At 44.6% G+C, this 16,557-nt stretch carries 19 protein-coding genes and 1 riboswitch; of the genes, 9 read left to right on the top strand and 10 right to left on the bottom strand.

All coding sequences use genetic code 11. The features are described from left to right. Positions 1-116: 116 nt before the first annotated feature. Entirely contained in the window at positions 117-716 is a 600-nt protein-coding gene (locus tag BM099_RS06665; RefSeq protein ID WP_090725988.1) for a DUF2238 domain-containing protein, read from the top strand. A 138-nt stretch (positions 717-854) separates the two neighbouring features. Beyond that, positions 855-1,136 carry an excalibur calcium-binding domain-containing protein gene (locus BM099_RS06660; RefSeq protein WP_090725986.1) on the top strand — a complete coding sequence of 94 codons (282 nt, stop codon included), beginning with the start codon at positions 855-857 and terminating at the stop codon, positions 1,134-1,136. 116 nt (positions 1,137-1,252) lie between these two features. On the opposite strand, the gene BM099_RS06655 is transcribed toward BM099_RS06660, so the two are convergent. Both BM099_RS06655 and BM099_RS06650 read right to left on the bottom strand, forming a co-directional pair. Then, entirely contained in the window at positions 1,253-2,488 is a 1,236-nt protein-coding gene (locus BM099_RS06655) for a cation:proton antiporter (RefSeq protein ID WP_090725984.1), read from the bottom strand. Between the two features lie 261 nt (positions 2,489-2,749). Then, a complete protein-coding gene (locus tag BM099_RS06650) occupies positions 2,750-2,968 on the bottom strand; it encodes a hypothetical protein (protein WP_090725982.1) in 219 nt (72 codons plus the stop codon). Between the two features lie 292 nt (positions 2,969-3,260). Between BM099_RS06650 and BM099_RS06645 the strand changes: the two genes are divergently transcribed. Beyond that, positions 3,261-4,136 carry a sensor domain-containing diguanylate cyclase gene (locus tag BM099_RS06645; RefSeq protein WP_090725980.1) on the top strand — a complete coding sequence of 292 codons (876 nt, stop codon included), beginning with the start codon at positions 3,261-3,263 and terminating at the stop codon, positions 4,134-4,136. A gap of 54 nt (positions 4,137-4,190) precedes the next feature. Next, a complete protein-coding gene (locus tag BM099_RS06640) occupies positions 4,191-4,661 on the top strand; it encodes a DUF1294 domain-containing protein (RefSeq protein ID WP_090725978.1) in 471 nt (156 codons plus the stop codon). A 5-nt stretch (positions 4,662-4,666) separates the two neighbouring features. On the opposite strand, the gene BM099_RS06635 is transcribed toward BM099_RS06640, so the two are convergent. Together BM099_RS06635 and BM099_RS06630 are read right to left on the bottom strand one after the other, a co-directional pair. Beyond that, a complete protein-coding gene (locus tag BM099_RS06635) occupies positions 4,667-5,665 on the bottom strand; it encodes a 2-hydroxyacid dehydrogenase (RefSeq protein ID WP_090725976.1) in 999 nt (332 codons plus the stop codon). 123 nt (positions 5,666-5,788) lie between these two features. Next, the gene (locus tag BM099_RS06630; RefSeq protein WP_090725974.1) at positions 5,789-6,283 is read right to left on the bottom strand and encodes a 6,7-dimethyl-8-ribityllumazine synthase; all 495 of its coding nucleotides are present in this window, start codon (positions 6,281-6,283) and stop codon (positions 5,789-5,791) included. A 122-nt stretch (positions 6,284-6,405) separates the two neighbouring features. After that, positions 6,406-6,592: riboswitch (FMN riboswitch) on the bottom strand. A gap of 407 nt (positions 6,593-6,999) precedes the next feature. Here BM099_RS06630 and BM099_RS06625 point away from each other — a divergent pair. Next, positions 7,000-7,620 carry a TetR/AcrR family transcriptional regulator gene (locus BM099_RS06625; protein WP_090725972.1) on the top strand — a complete coding sequence of 207 codons (621 nt, stop codon included), beginning with the start codon at positions 7,000-7,002 and terminating at the stop codon, positions 7,618-7,620. Between the two features lie 113 nt (positions 7,621-7,733). Continuing rightward, positions 7,734-7,958, top strand: a complete 225-nt coding sequence (locus BM099_RS06620) for an H-NS family histone-like protein (RefSeq protein ID WP_090725970.1) — start codon at positions 7,734-7,736, stop codon at positions 7,956-7,958. Between the two features lie 79 nt (positions 7,959-8,037). Here BM099_RS06620 and BM099_RS06615 read toward each other — a convergent pair whose 3' ends face one another. Next, a complete protein-coding gene (locus BM099_RS06615; RefSeq protein ID WP_090726196.1) occupies positions 8,038-8,919 on the bottom strand; it encodes a LysR family transcriptional regulator in 882 nt (293 codons plus the stop codon). Positions 8,920-9,085: 166 nt separating this feature from the next. On the opposite strand from BM099_RS06615, the gene BM099_RS20635 reads away from it, so the two are divergent. Both BM099_RS20635 and BM099_RS20630 read left to right on the top strand, forming a co-directional pair. Further along, complete coding sequence (locus tag BM099_RS20635; RefSeq protein WP_232348976.1) at positions 9,086-9,604, top strand: VOC family protein; 519 nt, start codon at positions 9,086-9,088, stop codon at positions 9,602-9,604. After that, positions 9,588-10,127 (top strand): VOC family protein, encoded by a 540-nt coding sequence (locus tag BM099_RS20630; protein ID WP_232348975.1) that lies wholly within the window; start codon positions 9,588-9,590, stop codon positions 10,125-10,127. Before BM099_RS20635 ends, BM099_RS20630 begins: the two co-directional genes overlap by 17 nt. Before the next feature lie 154 nt (positions 10,128-10,281). On the opposite strand, the gene BM099_RS06605 is transcribed toward BM099_RS20630, so the two are convergent. The 4 genes from BM099_RS06605 to BM099_RS06590 are packed head-to-tail and all read right to left on the bottom strand — an operon-like array spanning position 10,282 to position 14,103. Beyond that, on the bottom strand, positions 10,282-12,366 hold the full coding sequence (locus tag BM099_RS06605; RefSeq protein WP_090725969.1) for a RecQ family ATP-dependent DNA helicase: 2,085 nt from the start codon (positions 12,364-12,366) through the stop codon (positions 10,282-10,284). Between the two features lie 2 nt (positions 12,367-12,368). Beyond that, complete coding sequence (rlmF, locus tag BM099_RS06600) at positions 12,369-13,367, bottom strand: 23S rRNA (adenine(1618)-N(6))-methyltransferase RlmF (protein ID WP_090725967.1); 999 nt, start codon at positions 13,365-13,367, stop codon at positions 12,369-12,371. Continuing rightward, positions 13,367-13,600, bottom strand: a complete 234-nt coding sequence (locus BM099_RS06595) for a DUF1653 domain-containing protein (protein ID WP_090725965.1) — start codon at positions 13,598-13,600, stop codon at positions 13,367-13,369. Before BM099_RS06595 ends, rlmF begins: the two co-directional genes overlap by 1 nt. Continuing rightward, positions 13,597-14,103 carry a hypothetical protein gene (locus BM099_RS06590; protein ID WP_090725963.1) on the bottom strand — a complete coding sequence of 169 codons (507 nt, stop codon included), beginning with the start codon at positions 14,101-14,103 and terminating at the stop codon, positions 13,597-13,599. Before BM099_RS06590 ends, BM099_RS06595 begins: the two co-directional genes overlap by 4 nt. A 104-nt stretch (positions 14,104-14,207) precedes the next feature. Between BM099_RS06590 and BM099_RS06585 the strand changes: the two genes are divergently transcribed. Then, complete coding sequence (locus BM099_RS06585; RefSeq protein WP_090725960.1) at positions 14,208-14,651, top strand: universal stress protein; 444 nt, start codon at positions 14,208-14,210, stop codon at positions 14,649-14,651. A 2-nt stretch (positions 14,652-14,653) separates the two neighbouring features. On the opposite strand, the gene BM099_RS06580 is transcribed toward BM099_RS06585, so the two are convergent. Then, positions 14,654-16,549, bottom strand: a complete 1,896-nt coding sequence (locus BM099_RS06580) for an ATP-binding cassette domain-containing protein (protein ID WP_090725958.1) — start codon at positions 16,547-16,549, stop codon at positions 14,654-14,656. Between the last annotated feature and the right edge of the window lie 8 nt (positions 16,550-16,557).

Raw genomic sequence — 16,557 nt, 5'->3', positions numbered from 1 at the left:
ACTCTAGCCGTGATGCTAAACTGTACGTTTGTAACCCTTGCCATTTGTTGGAAGTTAACATCTAATTAGCGGCATAAACCGATACTGATGACACCTGCCCTGAAGAGCCTCTATTAATGATTAGTAAATATTTTCCACATATCCTTGCTGGAACCTATCTGATTTTTTCGATTGTGTTGGCTATCAACCCGGTTTCACGTGATGTGTGGATCGCAGAGATCATCCCTGTCGTTGTGATCTTCCTGACTTTTGTGTTTACGTTCCACCTATTCCGCTTCAGTAATCTGGCTTATGGGTTGGTTTTTATCTGGATCTTTTGGCATACGGTTGGCGGACATTACACATTTGCCAATGTCCCTTTTGGCTGGGTAACGGAGCTGCTGGGCGCTGAGCGCAACCATTTTGATCGCATAGGTCATTTTACCATCGGATTTTATGCGTTTGCGATGGCCGAGTGGTTATTACGTAAAGGCGATTGCGGTTTTAAATTAGCGATGACATTTAGCTTGTTCTTCATTATGAGTGTTGCTGCCGCTTATGAAATTATTGAGTGGTGGTATGCTGCGCTCGAAGGTGGTGATGCAGGTGTTGAGTTCTTAGGTTCGCAAGGTGATATATGGGATGCTCAAAAAGATATGCTATCCGATACATTAGGTGCTATTAGCTCGCTTGTACTCTTTTACTTTTATCGACCAGACCAAAAACTACAAGACTGATAGAACAAGCTTAATAGTACCTAGCACAAAGAAAAGAATATAAAGCAACAATGAACTGCATAACCCCGGGTTAATTCAGGGCCATGCAGATCGTCAGGGAATATAAATCCAGGCAGATAAGTCAAGGAGGATGGTTAGATGAAAAAATTACTACTTATTGGATTGCTCGGTTTTGGTGGATGGCAGTATTATTCAGATAATCAGACAGGAACCCACTCACTTCCAAGCATCTCATCATTCGCACCCGTGACAAGCAAAATACAAGCCGCTCCTCAGCCATCATACACTTGTGATGGCCGAGAGCATTGCTCACAAATGAGATCGTACGAAGAAGCTGTATATTTTATTCGCCATTGCCCAAATACTAAAATGGATGGCGACCATGATGGCATTCCCTGTGAAAGGCAATTTGGTAGGTAGTTGAATTAAGAAGCTGAATTCGAGAAGTTAAATAAGAGGGTCACGTTTCAACACCGTTCATTTTTAAATTCCCAGCAAGCCGTTTTCAGTGATATTTACAGGTGTTATTAACGTTATTATTTTCGCTCAGGTGTCTCGGCTAACTCTACTTTCTGTAAGTATAAACGCAGCAACGGCGGATGAACCACCAGAGTATAAAGGCATAAAACAAAAACCAAACATAACATTTCGAAGCGATAAATGTAGTCCGCAGGGATCATCAGCACCAGAGCGGCAGACACTGCACCACGTAAACCACCGAGCATCATCACATGCTGCCACGGTAATGGTAATGGTTTACGTACCGAGCGCAGTAACAGTGAGCCGCCATAAACCACCACGGCTCGCGACACTAACAACACAATGACGACACCCGGGAGTGCCCAGTTAATCGGAAAATCATGCGCTCCGGCGGCGGTTCCCAGTGAAAAAAACAATATACTGCCCGCTAAAACTTCTAAATATTCCCAAAAGGACGTAAACAATTCACCTTCTTTAGGTTGTGCACCTGCCTGGCGGCTGCGAATAAATGCCAGGGAGGCACACAATACGGTAATAACACCGGAAACATGCAGCACTCCCTCGCCTAACAAATAGCTTCCATATGCCAGTAATAATGTCAGAGTCAGGCCGGAAAAACGGTTCTGTTCACGCCAGTGCAGTACTAGCTTTCCTGCCAACCAACCCAATGCCAAGCCCAGAGGTATAGCCCCGGCAATAGACCAAACAAATTGCATCAGAGCCTGTGTCAGAGATAGCGGCACATCGGTTAAGGCCAACGCAGCCATTAAACTGAAAAGCACGATCGCCGTTCCATCATTAAACGTCGACTCCCCTTCCAGTAAAATATTTAACCGTTCGGGAATAGGAAAGCGTTGGAAAATAGCCGCTACCGCAGAAGGGTCTGTTGCTGCAACTGCCGCGGCAAAAAACAAACCATCTGCTAACGGAATCGACATCATCCACGAAAGAGGTATACCAATAAGAAATAGTGTCAAAATAACCCCTAAGCCTGCGAAGCAAAAGATTGGCAGAGCCTCCTTTCGCAGGGCTGGGATTGAAGTATTGCGGGCGCTGGCGAAGATAATAATAGGCAGTAACAGCCAGATCACCAACTCAGGCGAAAGCTCGATAACAGGTAGTGTTGCTACATAATTGTGTTGCACAGAACCGTAAACGACACCCGCCAGCAATAACCAGGATTCAGGTGGTAAGAAATTACGCGAGCTGTAGTGGCGCAGACAGGCAACGAAGAAAAGAAAAGCACAAATGCCGACAAGAATGAAGAAAAGCGGTTGATCGTGGGCGCTCATAATGTAGCCCCTCTTGGTTTACTATGACGCCAGTGTTTCTCAGTTATTCTGTGCGCCCTAGCTGCGCTGTACTCGTCTGGCATTACATCCGTGACGAATTCAACAAGCAATATTAATCAGAGTAAGCGCTATAAACTTAAAAATCTACCGTTATGACATGCGTTTCGCCTGAACTACTGCTGTCTCCAAACCTATGCTTATCTTTAAATAAAGGTTAGTACACAAGGTTTATACATAAGACGTATGCACACAGATCTGAGCTTACAATAATTCCCTGCCGCCATAGAACTCTGCCAATTCATCTAACTGCGAGCTGGTGGCATCAAAGCCCTTACCTGAAAAGTAGTAAGACACCTTCACTTTATCCGCACCCCGATGTAGCTTCACTTTCACATCAGCGACGCTCCATACCTTTAATGCATTCAAAAAGCGGGTTGCCTGCTGGCCCGTTGCAAAAGCATATATAATTTGTGTTTCCATGGAAAAAATTCTGAATACTAAAAAGCGCGCAGTGTGGCACAAGTTTGCAAATAAGGCATTTCGTTTTTTCTGATTAACTAATTAGATAAAATATTAGTGGTTTTGTTTTTATAAAAATTACTCATCATTTTATTTTTCGAATAGTATCTACCTATAGTTAACTATACTGTTACCAGAACACCATCATGTACCAGAAACATATAGCTACTGGAACATATAGGCGAAAACCATACTTTTCGGCTATCTGCATAACTTTGATTGTGACACTACTGCTGAGTGAGCTTACTTGGGTATGGATGAAAAAAAGAAAGAACAGCGCGCAATCGCTTTCGATTACCTATTTGACTCAGTCGTGATTACTGATTTACAGGGTATTATCACCGATTGGAACAACGGCTCTGAAGATCTTTACGGCTATTCTCAAGCAGAAGCCATTGGTCAACCCGTTTGTATGCTGCATGTGCCCCAAGACTCTGCACACATTACAGCTGAGGTTATTGCGGCTGTTGAAGAATTTGGTAAGTGGACGGGCGAAGTAAAAATGCTACGCAAAGATGGGTCGATAGGCTGGATTGAATCCATGTGTGTACCATTACTCGACGATAACGATCAGATCATTGGCGCACTTGGCATCAATAGAGATATTACCGAACGTATAAGAAAATCAGAACAGCTCCTACAACTGGCTCACTATGACCAACTAACTCAAATCCCTAATCGGTATTTGTTACTCGAACGCATCTCTCACTTGATTAACCAATGTGAAAGAAACCAAGGCACCTTCACGCTGCTATACATTGATTTAGATAAATTTAAGACCATTAATGATGCAAAAGGCCATGCATTTGGAGATAAGGTACTACAAGAAGCGGCCCGTCGCATGACACAGTCAATTCGCAAATCTGATACATTGGCACGCTACGGGGGCGATGAGTTCGTCTTACTATTGGAAAATCATCTCACCAGAGAAGAAGTTACTACCCTGTCCAAAATACTGATTAATACTCTCAGCAGGACATTCAAAGTAGATAACAACCCAGTAGATATCAGTTGTTGTATTGGCATTGCAACCTACCCCGATAACGGAACCACCACTGAAACATTGTTATCTTTTGCTGACAACGCCCTGTACAAAGCTAAAAGCAAAGGCAACGGTACTTATCAATAAACGCAACAGACTACTTGCCACTAATTACCTACCAGTGACCACTGAAGATTCGATATGAACAAAATACTTGGTTTTATGCTTATCAGCGCTTTCGCGATCTTTTCCATTGCATCTGTTGTCATTCACACCCTTCCCTTTTTGGTGCCCGCCTTTTATTTAGTGATCAGTGTTATCACCTTTATCATCTATGCCTTTGATAAGTCAGCGGCAATCAATGGTCGCTGGCGAACGAAGGAAAGTACGTTGCACTTATGTGCAATACTCGGTGGCTGGCCCGGGGCTTTGCTGGCGCAACAAAAACTACGCCATAAGTCTTCAAAGCAGGACTTTCGTTTTGTGTTTTGGATAACGGTTATACTGAATCTTAGCGGTTTTATATGGCTACATACGTCTGATGGCAGCTCTTTTTTATACCGCCATGTACACAACGCTGATGCGCAATTCCTGAGTCTGATTTCGGATATATCGTTACCCGATTTTGTGCAGATTTGGCTTTGGAAACTTGACTACTATTGGAATAAATAGTTCGCTCAATAGCCTAACTGGCGATCTACCGCTTCAGGTATCCGTCCTGATTTAAAGTATTCCTTTATATTGTTGGCCACGATTTTACTGGCACTGCCAAGACAGGTGGGTGCAGAGATGTGCGGCAGAACGGTGATGTTGGCATGCGACCAATAAGGGTGGCTGGCAGCTAGCGGCTCCGCTTCAAATACATCCAGAACGGCATGTGAAACGATGCCTGCATCCAACGCGCTTAGTAAGTCAGCTTCGCTCACAGTTGCACCACGACCAAAATTAATGATGGACACTCCCTGCTTACATTGGGCAAAGCGGGCAGTATTCAGTAAGCCTCGTGTTTCGTTAGTCAAGGGTAGTAAATTCACCACAATATCGCTCTGTGCCAACATGGATGCCAGCCCATCTGTTGCGGCAAACGTTCGGATATTTTTTAACCTTCTCTGTTGGCGGCTCCAGCCTAAAACGTTAAAACCATTAGCCTCCAGACGTTCGGCACTCAGGGCACCCAACTTGCCTAAGCCCAATATCCCCACGGTTCGCTCACACGCAGCGATATAAGGCCGCTGCAACCACTGAGCACTGGCTTGCTGTTCGCGATAAGCAGGCATATCGCGGTGCAAGTATAGTGTCCAGGCTAATACGGCTTCTGCCATGGTGTGCGCTAATGTCGGGTCTACCAAGCGAACGATAGGTAGCCGTTCAGTGACTGAAAGCTCAGCCACCATACGCTCTACACCAGCCCAGGTACTGTGCACCCATTGCAAGTTCGGTAGCTGGCGAAGTTCTGCCGGATCCGGATTGGCAACCACAGCTAAAGTGCATAGCTGTTTTTGCTGCGCCGTCAGGCTATCGAATAAGCGAACATCATTGTCGGGCAACAATTCATTCAGAGCGATTAACCACTGCTGCATTTCAGCACGGGGAATACGACTAACGAAAGCGATTACATTGGAACTCGTTAATTCTGAGCCCGAAAGTAGAATTCGAGACGTGCCGGTAATACTCATACGCTTAACACTCTATTATCATTTGGCACACCTAAGATATCGATAGTCCTTATTCTCAGAAAGTACTTATTCTAAGAGAGTCCTTATTTATAGATAGTTCTCCTTTTTAGATTATACGTGTTTTCAGAGAATACGTGCCTTGACAGATGCTGTCAGCTTAATTGCCCCATCACAGGCATTCGCAAGCTCACGTCCTTTTTTAATGAAGTGGCGAAGAAAATACTCACTATGTTCATCGCCGTCATGAAAGTGGTGCGGTGTCAGGACTGCGGTTAATACCGGCACTTCGGTTTCTAGCTGCACCTGCATTAAACCAGTACATACCGCTTGGGCAACAAAATCATGTCGATAAATACCACCATCGACCACCAAGCCACTACATGCAATGGCGGCATACTGGCCGGTTTTTGCTAACAGCTTAGCCTGCAGAGGAATTTCATAAGCGCCAGGTACCGGAAAAACGTCGATTTTATCGATATCATATCCAGACTCAGCCATTTGAGTCCGAAAGCCTTCCAGGCAATTAAGGACAATATCGGTATGCCAGGAGGCGTGGATAAATGCGATATGTTGGGTTTTAACATCTAACAACTGCGTATTCGCTGAGCTCTGATTCATTGGTAAAATCCATCATAAGATACTGAATCAGGGCGAACGGGCAGACAACTAATACCTTTTCAACAGGAAACCTGTACGGCATTAAACAACTCACCGTATCAACAGCGGTGTGTTCTTGTCTGACACGCTCTCTATCATCCGGACTATAACCGTCGGCTCTGGAGTCTCACCAGATCTGCTGACCCTTTTGCAACAAACTCTATATCAGATCTGTATCAAAAGGCGCTCGCGGGCTTAAGTAACAAGGTGACATGTGCACTCCTTACTTTTACCGCCGGTGGGGAATTGCACCCCGCCCCGAGAACGAAACCGGACTATTCATCCGGAAAAAGACTATAAGATTTTTATCAAATGGAGTCAAAAAAATAGCGGTTATTACTGATACATGATGTTTATATGTGAAATTCAGAAAACGCAGTTTTGTGGTTCAAAGTACTTAGGGATACAGACGCACATTAGTGAATACAATAAAGCGGTAACCTTCAAAAAAATGACTTTATCTGTATAAAAGCCTGCTTTACAACCTATTTACCCCATAAAAACGGCTATATGATCATTTTTCATACATACGTCCTATGGCAATCAACGTCCAAAACAAGCCCTAATAGGACGAAGATTTTTTAACATCTGTGCACTATGCTTATTATTAACAGCCTGGTTTATATAGTCTGCGTAACTCACCTTTGAACTAAAAAGCTTTTGGATTAAAAAAACATATGGGCAGAATCCGTGAAATCAACAGCGAACGTATTCTTAAAGCATCTTGTATTGAGTTTGCTGAAAAAGGCTATGCGGCTACCAAAATTATGGACATTGCTAATAAAGTAGATCTGCCCAAGCCGAATATCTACTACTATTTCCAGAGCAAAGAGAAGCTGTATCGCTGCGTACTCGAATCAATCATCGACCCCTTACTAAAGGCCTCTAACGCTTTTGAGATATACGATGAGCCGGGCATCGCGTTAGAACAATATATCCACACTAAAATTCATATTTCGCAACAACACCCGCATGCCTCTAAAGTTTTTTCCAGTGAAATCATGCATGGTGCTCCCCATCTGACTCAGGATGTAACAGACAAGCTGATGCAGCAAACTACACAGATGACAGCACGGATCAACCAATGGATTGCCGATGAAAAAATGGAAGCCGTTGATCCTCAACACCTTCTCTTTATGATATGGGCTTCTACTCAAACCTATGCAGATTTTGATTGGCAGATTGCTAAAGTCACAGGGAAAAAAGCACTCGACACTCAGGATTATCAAACAGCTGCCAACTTGATTACCCGGATGGTACTTAAAGGCTGCGGATTAAATTTTAAAGAAACAACGTAAAAATATTTACTTATGCTAAAATCAATACGAACATATCATATGCTCCGCTAGATTCAGTCCATCTTAATTTTTAGACTCATTCGTTATTTCGTAAAAAGGCGTTTCCAATACTAATGACAGAAGAAGAATTTGTTTCAACATTGCGCTCTCTCAGTCTTCAGCAGCTCGATCAGTTTCAGCAAGACCTCGAACAAAAAGTCCAGGAGAAAAAGCGTAAGAGTGACAAGCGAAAAGCAGCAATGAAAGCCCCGCCTCGTAAAACCAGCGACGTTGAAAAAATGGCTGATCAGATGGGACTTGACCTAAGTAGCTTGATGCGCGAAATATCACGCCGTTAACTTTCGTTTTAAACTCTCGTTTATTTATCTCGTTTATAACGACAGTTTAAGTGTAATTCTTCACATCTGTTTATTTACACTAACCAAATACCTGTTGAAGCTTTTCCTTTAACATCTCCCCTGCTCTTCCCAGTGGTTCATTTTTTCGGAAAACAAGCAGTGGCGAATATGAGAATCGTGAACCTCCCTGATAGTCAACTTCCTGTAATTGACCGTTGAGTAATTCATGGCGTATCTGCTCTAAAGGCATCCAGCCAAAACCTAAACCCTGCAGTAACGCTTCTTTTTTTGTTCTAAAGTCGCTCAGATAAAAAACCCGCTCGCCTCCAAAAGTTTGTAAACCTCCGTAAGCAGAACTATAACTGGAGTCATGTACGGTTAACTCGACAAAGGCATGTAGTTCGCGGGTATCCAGTGCCTGGCGAGCCGCCAACGGATGCTCACGACTAACCACTAAGACTACTTCCAAAGCTTGCAATGATATCGCACTGTAAGCAGGATCAGTCTGATAATCCAGTACCAGCATCAAGTCAGCCTGCTGCTGCTCAAAACGTTGCTGTACTCCGCCCAGAAATTCAGTACAAAACTGAATTCGGGTAGGAATGGCAAGATCCGTCATCTCTTTCAAAACACCTAAGACTGGCGCCGTCGGTAACATTCCATCCACGACTAACTCAAGTTTTGGTTCCCACCCCTCAGAAAACTGGTCAACTAAGCGGGCAACATAAGCTGCTTGTTGCAATAACCGCCGTCCCTCTTCCAGAATTCTCAGCCCAACAGGTGTCAGCTTAGCCCGATAGCTACTGCGATCAAACACCTGAGCCCCCAGCTGCTGCTCTAATTTACTGATCTGGTAACTCACTGACGACTGGGTTTTATGTAATCGATCAGCGGCTTTAGCAAAGCTCCCTGTCTCAACGACAGCACTCAACACCCGTAACGACTCTAAATCCACTGCCATAAACACCATCGAATTATTTGATCATAAGGTATCAAATATTACGCTTTTTTTGAATCATCGGACAGATTAACGTATTGAGTATAACGCTGCACCAACAACACATTATAAAAAATGCCCAACCCAAGCTTATCTAGAATAAAAAAGAGCATAAATGAAGGATAAACCTATGAACGCTGATAAAAATCCCATTGGCCTTAGAGGCATCGAATTTACTGAATTCACCAGCCAAGACACGGAGTTCATGGATAGCGTATTTTCAGCTTTTGGCTCCTCTAAACTCAAACGCCACCATGATAAAGAGATCTATTACTACAACCAGAATGATATTCACTTTCTGCTCAATAAAGAGAAGTCTGGTTTTTCTGCTGATTTTACTCGTCGTCATGGTCCCGCCATCTGCTCAATGGGCTGGCGAGTAGATAATGCGAAAACAGCATTGGTTGAAGCGGTCAAACGTGGCGCCAAAGCGGCTGACCCAGCGACTACCGATCTTCCTTATCCTGCCATTTATGGTATAGGCGATAGCTTAATCTACTTTATCGATAAATTTGGCGCTAACGGCTCTATTTATCACGATGATTTTGTTGCACTGGACGCCCCAACGATTGTCGAAAATCTCGGCTTTATCGAGATCGATCACCTTACTAACAACGTTAATAAAAGGCACCATGGAAACCTGGGCTAACTTTTACAAAAACGTGTTTGGTTTTGAAGAGGTTCGCTATTTTGATATCAAAGGCCAGAAAACAGCATTGATTTCTTATGCGTTACGCTCTCCGGATGGTAGTTTTTGTATTCCGATTAACGAAGGCAAAGGTGATACTAACAACCAGATTGATGAATATCTGGACCAGTACAACGGACCAGGTGTACAGCATATCGCTTTTCGCTCAAACAACCTGCTAAGCTCGCTTGATAAAATGGATCGCTCTGTCATAGACACACTGGATATTCATGATGGTTACTACGTCGAAGTCTTTAACCGCGTACCTCATGTAACCGAAGATCCTAAAAAAATTCAGCGACATCAAGTACTGGTTGATGGCGATGATTCTGGATATCTCCTGCAGATATTTACCAAAAACCTATTTGGCCCCATCTTCATCGAATTAATCCAACGAAAAGAAAACCTTGGATTTGGTGAAGGAAACTTCCAGGCGTTGTTTGAATCAATTGAACGCGATCAGGAACGAAGAGGCGTTATTTAGCTCTGTTATTTAATTCGGTTATTTAATTTGCTTATCTAGCTCCTGAATAATGACACTCTGCCCAGCCAACGCCTTTCAGGATAACTCTTTGAGTTACTGAGGGCGTTGATTATTGTGGAACGCTAAGCGCTAAATAGGCACTACAATGTTTCATCTATAAAACGCACGTCAAATTTTGTACCTTAAGTCGAATCTCTTCATAGCGTAAATGCTCACACAGTCCAAACCCGGGTAACTGACGTATCTTATGGCGGCTGAAAACAGGGACACTGATACCGGCCAAAAAACGACTAAGGTTATCGGTTGTCTGTATTATTGACGAGGCATGTACTGACTTCGCAGCCATATGCCTTTTGAGTCCCTCCAGGACTTGACTGATCTGCTGATCAGAGGGCCAATGCGGCGGGGTCGAATACTCAAGCTTTGCAACCTGGCCGCGACATACCGAACAATGACCACAGTTTTCAGGCGCATGCTCATCATCAAAATAGAGCGATAGATGGTGATTCAAACATCGATCCAACTCAAAAAATCTTACCAGCGCAGCAATCCTTTTTATCTCTTTTTGCTCTTTATCAACAAAATAGTGGTGCAGTGTTTCGGCTAGATCCGTTTTAACTAACAGATCCAAATCCACACTAAACACTTCCGTAATGCGTTTCGTTTCCAAAGTAATACAACGCATCTGCTGTAAGTATTCCAATGCGGCGACCACACGGGATCGATCACATTGATAGCTTTGAAACAGCGCATCAAAATCGGGCTCTCCCCAAACTTTCTTAAACGCAGTATGCGCAAAAACAGCCGCTAAAAAGGCCTGTCGCTCCCCTTGGAACATCGCCACAATTTCTTCTTTTGGCTTGAGGAATTTAAATTTAAACTCTGCAAAATAAGCATACAAAGGTCGTACGACACCCAACAGTTCAAGCTGTACCAGCAAAGTTTTCAGTGGTAATTGGCGAATATTACTCTCATTCGATAAGCCGACTAACTGCAGCTCCCATTGGTTATTTGTTTGGTTATTTGTTTGGTTATTTGTTTGGTTATTTGTTTGGTTATTTGTTTGGTTATTAGTTTGGCTATTAGCTACGCCATGCCCGCCTACATCCCTCGTTTCATCCTTGATCGTCTTTACTAGATATTCAATAGCGCTGTGCTCAGGGGTATCACCGTAAACAAAATTTTCTACGGTATTAAGACCATCCAGATTCGCCAATGTTATACAATGTGATGCCGCACCATCGCGTCCTGCCCGGCCAATCTCCTGACTATAGTTTTCTATGGATTTAGGCAGATCGTAATGGATGACAAATCGAATATCTGCTTTATCTATGCCCATGCCAAACGCAATGGTTGCGACAACCACCTGCGCCCGGCCTGCCATAAAATCAACCTGTATCTGTTGTCGCCGCTCACTGGGCAACCCCGCGTGGTATGCCACCGCATTTATCTGATGCCGGCATAACAGCTCAGCCACCTGCTCGGCACTGCGCTGCAGGGTCACATAGACAATGCCTGCCCCTCCTTTTTGCTCACTAACTTGCTGAACGGCTTGCTGTCGAATAGCTTCGATCAGGTGCGCATCTTTATCGGAAGCACTCACCGGCACAATTGACAGGTCCAGATTAGACCGATAAAAACCAGTCTGCACGATATGCTCTTGCGCAATACCAAACTTTTGCGCCATATCCTGTTTTACTTTGCGTGTAGCCGTCGCCGTTAACAACAACACCAGAGGAATATTCAATGCCGAACGATATGCAGGCAATTTCAAATAATCCGGACGAAAATTATGCCCCCATTCAGAGATACAATGCGCTTCATCGACCACCAGCATCGATACTGGAATTGATTCTATAAAATGACGAAATCTCTCATTCTTAAAACGCTCAACCGACACCATCAGAATTTTAATCTTTCCCGCGCGGCTATCCGACATCACCGTTTTACTTTGCTCGGCGGTCAGGGTTGAATCTAAACTCGCCGCAGGTATGCCTCTGCTGGCAAGAAAATCCAACTGATCTTTCATCAATGCTAATAAAGGTGACACGACTAATGTGAGATGCGGTAAATGCAAAGCCGCCAACTGATAACAAAGCGACTTGCCTGATCCGGTAGGGAAGATAGCCAGAGAAGACTCTGCGGCTAATAGTTGTCGAACAGCTTGCTCTTGGCCTTCGCGAAAGTGCGAAAATCCGAAATGCTCTTGAAGGGAGGAATGTAGAACCGCTGAATCCATTATCAACACCAATACTCTTCGGCCCACGCTTGCTGCTGGCCATGAGTCAGAAAACTCCAGGCAATTAATCGACTACTCTTTTGTCCTTGGCTCATTTTGATTACCTTACACTGCTGCGCGCCCAAGCGATTTATAATCTGTGTCAGTGGCTTAATATTCTCTTTCTTAGACACTAAACTGGTAAACCAGCATACCTGGCCGGCAAAACCGACACTCTCTTTCACCATTCGTTCTACAAAAGCCAGCTCTCCCCCCGGGCACCAGAGCTCTGACTGTTGTCCACCAAAATTCAGTTTTGGCTGGTTTATTTCTGCTCTGCTATTCTTAACCGAAGCATTACCTGCAGGCTTGCTATGCAGCTGATCCCTGCCTTTGCTGAGATTTTGCCATTTGCGCTGACTGCCCGCTTGTGCCTCCTGCATTGATGCATGAAACGGAGGGTTACACATGCTCAGGTCAAACCGATCGGTTGGCTTAATTACCCCGTTAAAAACAGACTCACTGTCTTTTTGATGAAGCAATTTAACCTGTTTACTCAGGCAGTTATTCGATTGGACAATCACACCAGCTACTTTAATCGCCAGCGCATCAATATCTGATCCGACAAACTGCCAACCGTAACTCTGACTACCGATAATAGGGTAAATGCAGTTCGCGCCACTTCCGATATCCAGTACGCGTACTTTTCTGCCGGTGGGATATTTATTATCCACCACATTGGATTCCGCCAGCAGATCTGCCAGATAGTGGACGTAATCAGCACGCCCCGGAATAGGGGGACATAAATAACCTTCAGGAATCTGCCAATGATCAATATGATAATAATGAGCCAGCAACGCTTTATTTAAACACACGACTGCTTTGTCATCACTAAAGTCGATTGTCTGATCACCTTTAGGATTTGGCCGCAGGAAGGTGTTAAGCTCCGGACAGGTAAGGCTTAACGCACTTAAATCATAGCGTCCCTGATGCAGGTTTCTTGGATGCAATTTAACGCTCATTACAACCTCGCAAACCGATCGACCACCTGTCCGCCTGCCAGTGTTACTTTTTCAAAAAACATCTTATAAGGCCGAACCCAAAGACCTGCGTCACCATACTGAGGGCGATACAACACCAGCCATTCCTCGGTTTCAGAGTGTCTGACCAGATCAATCACTTCGTATTCATTACCCTTATAATGGCGATACTTGCCTGCCTGACACACAGGCTTATGCGATATATTCTTGCTCATATTTTACCCTGAATTAATTTTTCTAATGATGCCTTGAGCATCGCCAACTGCTCTTCACCGCTACTTTCGTTCCAGAAAGCGGTTACATTGACGGGGGTTGATTCTAGCGCCATCACATCAGAAGGGAGCATACTGATCGCTTCATTTAATACCCGTAACTGCGGTTCGGATAACACACGCTCGCCCAATTTCCAGCTCCACCCTTCTGGTAAGCCTTCATTGGCTATCGCTTTGACTCGAAAAATCTGCCAGGGAGCCATCGCACTGACTTCTCTTTTATCTAAATTCGATCTCGGCAAACGGTAAGCTGGCGTGTTGCGGACATTCCCATCCATCTCCCCTTCGGCTCTTGGTGCAGTGAGCCTGACGAGCTGAACCATAAAACCCTCTTTTTTTGCTTTTAAGCGAAGTTGCGCCTGAAATTTTTCGCGTTGTGTCGGCATCATCCACATGAATGAACCCAACAGCGACATAACAACAACAACGATAATAAAAACTTTCATCTTAAAAATTTCCTTTAACACTCATATTCTATTGATGGCAATCAAAATTTTATAATGCTGCGATATGATAGACTGAAATAAATTCAATAGTGAGGATTAATCTAATGGCCGTTTATTCGAAAATTCTCTTGGCTGTCGACCTATCAGAGGAGTCCGACCAGCTGATTGAGAAAACCCGTGCTATTGCACAAAACAACCAGGCATCTGTAACGGTTTTACATGTTATTGAGCCTCTGAGTTTTGCTTATGGTGGCGATGTTCCGATGGATCTTACCACGGTGCAGAATCAACTGGATGAGCATGCGCGCACCAAGTTATCGGTATTCTCTGAAAAACTTAATTACCCCGTTGAATCCCAGCAGGTCATTACCGGCCATACGGAATCTGAAATCCATCATATGGCCGAAGAAAAAGGCTGCGACCTGATTGTTGTCGGCAGTCATGGACGCCATGGATTGGCTTTATTATTAGGCTCAACCGCTAACAGCGTATTACATGGCGCGCCGTGCGATGTCCTCGCTATCAGGGTTTATGAGCCCGAAAAATAGCATTACATCGCTTCTAATTCGACCCAGCGCTCCATCAACACTTCAATCTTGCGTTCCTGCTCCTGCAGCAGCGCAAGCTTCTCTGTGACAACGGCATGGTCTTTTTCATAAAAACCTGCTGACGCTGTTTCCGCCATCAACACTTCCAGGGCTAGCTCTGCAGCTTCCAGCTCAACAGGCAGCTGTTCCAGTTCACGCTGTAGTTTATAGCTCAGTTTAGATGCTTTTTTGGCCGGAGCTGCCGCTTGCGATGAGGTACCAGGTGCCGCTCCCGCCTGACTCAATCCCGCTTTTGCTGGCGGCTTCTCTTTCGCCATCACCGGACGTTGTCTCAGCCAGTCCTGATACCCACCGATATAGCTGTTAACCCCACCATTTTCGAAGACGAAAGAGCTGGTCACCACATTATCTAGAAACGCTCTGTCATGACTGACTAACAGGACCGTTCCCTTAAAGTCCATCAAGATCTCTTCCAGAAGTTCAAGCGTTTCAACATCAAGGTCATTTGTCGGCTCATCAAGCACCAATAAGTTAGCAGGCTGACTAAACAAACGTGCCAGCAATACACGGTTACACTCTCCTCCGGATAAGGCTTTTAACGGTGTTCTTGCCCGTTCTGGTGCAAACAGAAAATCTTGCAGATAACTGATGATATGGCGGCGTTGGCCATTGATCTCAATCGCTTCACGTCCTTCAGAAATATTATCTATAACAGATTTCTCAGGATCCAGTTGACCACGAAGCTGGTCAAAATAAGCAACTTCAAGTTTCGTACCATGCGAAACACTGCCACTATCGGGCTTGAGTTCGCCCAGAATGAGTTTTAACAGCGTGCTTTTACCTGCACCGTTAGGGCCGATTAAACCAATTCTGTCGCCCCGTTGTATCGATGCAGAAAAGTTCTTAATAACCGTACTGCCCTTGAAGCCAACCGTTACGTTTTCCAGCTCAGCAACCAACTTACCTGAACGTTGCGCGGCCTCCAGATTGAAACTGGCTTTACCCTGGCGGTTTAACCGATCAGAACGTTCACGTCGCAATGATTCCAACGCACGTACCCGTCCTTCGTTACGGGTGCGGCGTGCTTTAATACCCTGTCTAATCCACACTTCTTCTTGTGCCAGTTTTTTATCAAAAAGTGCGTTATTACGCTCTTCCTGCTCCAGCAGGATCTGTTTCTGCTCAGTATAAGAGGTATAGTTACCGTTAAAAGACGTTAAAATACCCCGGTCTAATTCGATGATACGTGTGGCCAGGTGATCAACCAATGCACGGTCATGCGAGATAAACAGAACCCCACCACGAAACTCCAACAGCTGCTTTTCAAGCCATTCAATAGTATCAATATCCAGATGGTTGGTCGGCTCATCTAATAACAGCAGATCAGGCTCCTGAACCAATGCAGTTCCTAATGCCGCCCGACGGCGCCACCCCCCAGACAATGAAGACATCAAGGCTTCGCCATCTAACTTCAAACGAGTGAGCACACGTTCTACACGTTGTTCTAAACTCCAACCATCATTTGCTTCCAGCTCATGTAGCAAGTGATCCAATTGAGCAAGTGACTTAGCATCAGTCGCAGATGATAATTCATCATACTGAGCACGCATATCAACTACTTCCTGTACCCCGGAAGCCACCACATCCCAGACCTTACGTTCATCCGCCGCAGGCAATGCCTGAGCTAATTCAGCAATACGGCAAGAGGGATCAATCCATATTTCACCATTATCCAGATGAACCTGACCCGTGATCACCTTAAGCAGAGTTGATTTACCCGCACCATTCAAGCCTACCAGACCAATGCGCTCCCCCGGTTCAATATTAAGACCCACATCAGCAAGTAAGGGACGGGAGCCAAACGCAACGGAGGCTTTATCAAGACGAATCAGGGGCATGGTGTTCT

It is taken from the genome of Neptunomonas qingdaonensis, assembly GCF_900113275.1.
Lineage (GTDB): Bacteria > Pseudomonadota > Gammaproteobacteria > Pseudomonadales > Balneatricaceae > Neptunomonas > Neptunomonas qingdaonensis.
This window is presented reverse-complemented; position numbering and strand designations above follow the sequence as displayed.

Bases quoted from the DNA above. Each gene is read 5' to 3' on its own strand.
- BM099_RS06665 (WP_090725988.1), top strand. From the start codon at position 117: ATGATTAGTAAATATTTTCCACATATCCTTGCTGGAACCTATCTGATT.
- BM099_RS06660 (WP_090725986.1), top strand. From the start codon at position 855: ATGAAAAAATTACTACTTATTGGATTGCTCGGTTTTGGTGGATGGCAG.
- BM099_RS06655 (WP_090725984.1), bottom strand. From the start codon at position 2,488: ATGAGCGCCCACGATCAACCGCTTTTCTTCATTCTTGTCGGCATTTGT.
- BM099_RS06650 (WP_090725982.1), bottom strand. From the start codon at position 2,968: ATGGAAACACAAATTATATATGCTTTTGCAACGGGCCAGCAGGCAACC.
- BM099_RS06645 (WP_090725980.1), top strand. From the start codon at position 3,261: ATGGATGAAAAAAAGAAAGAACAGCGCGCAATCGCTTTCGATTACCTA.
- BM099_RS06640 (WP_090725978.1), top strand. From the start codon at position 4,191: ATGAACAAAATACTTGGTTTTATGCTTATCAGCGCTTTCGCGATCTTT.
- BM099_RS06635 (WP_090725976.1), bottom strand. From the start codon at position 5,665: ATGAGTATTACCGGCACGTCTCGAATTCTACTTTCGGGCTCAGAATTA.
- BM099_RS06630 (WP_090725974.1), bottom strand. From the start codon at position 6,283: ATGAATCAGAGCTCAGCGAATACGCAGTTGTTAGATGTTAAAACCCAA.
- BM099_RS06625 (WP_090725972.1), top strand. From the start codon at position 7,000: ATGGGCAGAATCCGTGAAATCAACAGCGAACGTATTCTTAAAGCATCT.
- BM099_RS06620 (WP_090725970.1), top strand. From the start codon at position 7,734: ATGACAGAAGAAGAATTTGTTTCAACATTGCGCTCTCTCAGTCTTCAG.
- BM099_RS06615 (WP_090726196.1), bottom strand. From the start codon at position 8,919: ATGGCAGTGGATTTAGAGTCGTTACGGGTGTTGAGTGCTGTCGTTGAG.
- BM099_RS20635 (WP_232348976.1), top strand. From the start codon at position 9,086: ATGAACGCTGATAAAAATCCCATTGGCCTTAGAGGCATCGAATTTACT.
- BM099_RS20630 (WP_232348975.1), top strand. From the start codon at position 9,588: ATGGAAACCTGGGCTAACTTTTACAAAAACGTGTTTGGTTTTGAAGAG.
- BM099_RS06605 (WP_090725969.1), bottom strand. From the start codon at position 12,366: ATGGATTCAGCGGTTCTACATTCCTCCCTTCAAGAGCATTTCGGATTT.
- rlmF (WP_090725967.1), bottom strand. From the start codon at position 13,367: ATGAGCGTTAAATTGCATCCAAGAAACCTGCATCAGGGACGCTATGAT.
- BM099_RS06595 (WP_090725965.1), bottom strand. From the start codon at position 13,600: ATGAGCAAGAATATATCGCATAAGCCTGTGTGTCAGGCAGGCAAGTAT.
- BM099_RS06590 (WP_090725963.1), bottom strand. From the start codon at position 14,103: ATGAAAGTTTTTATTATCGTTGTTGTTGTTATGTCGCTGTTGGGTTCA.
- BM099_RS06585 (WP_090725960.1), top strand. From the start codon at position 14,208: ATGGCCGTTTATTCGAAAATTCTCTTGGCTGTCGACCTATCAGAGGAG.
- BM099_RS06580 (WP_090725958.1), bottom strand. From the start codon at position 16,549: ATGCCCCTGATTCGTCTTGATAAAGCCTCCGTTGCGTTTGGCTCCCGT.